The 560-nt window shown below is 62.7% G+C and carries 1 protein-coding gene; it reads right to left on the bottom strand.

Going from position 1 to position 560, the window contains the following annotated elements; genetic code table 11:
- The coding region (locus UK23_RS16960; protein WP_045312512.1) for a DUF1996 domain-containing protein at window positions 1–560 on the bottom strand (560 nt) is incomplete at both ends.

Genomic DNA, 560 nt, shown 5'->3' with positions numbered 1-560 from the left:
CTCCTTGCACTTCTTGCCGGTGTTCACGCAGTTGACGAGCCTGTCCATGATCTGCTGCGACATCACGTTGGCGAAGTCGTCGTGGTCGGAGAACGGGTTGTGCGCCTCCTCCGGGAACGAGTCCACCTTGTACTGACCCTTCTGCTGGATGTCCCTGGGGATGTTGTAGGTCAGGGAGATCCGCAGCTGCGGCACGGCCTTGAAGCCCTTCGGGCACTTGCCGGAGTTCTTGTCCGGGAAGACGATGTGCTCGCGGTGCTTCGCGGAGTCGATGTTCTTGCCGTCCCAGCAGCTCGGGAAGTCGTGGATGCGCTTGACCTTCGAGCCCTGCGGGCAGATCGGGTACTTGTTGATCTGCACCTTGTCCTCGAAGCCGGTGCAGGTCCACGAGTCCTTGGCGTTCTTGTTGCCGTTGGCCGTGACCTTGGCGTCGCCGTACAGGATGCGGAGGAACTTCGGCATCGCGACGACCTTGCCGACCGGCGAGCCGCGGAACTGCAGCTCGGCGACCTCGGGACGCTGGATCTCGCCGTCGTTGCCCTCCAGCTCGTTCTCGTTGG

It is taken from the genome of Lentzea aerocolonigenes (assembly GCF_000955955.1).
GTDB lineage: Bacteria > Actinomycetota > Actinomycetes > Mycobacteriales > Pseudonocardiaceae > Lentzea > Lentzea aerocolonigenes_A.
This window is presented reverse-complemented; position numbering and strand designations above follow the sequence as displayed.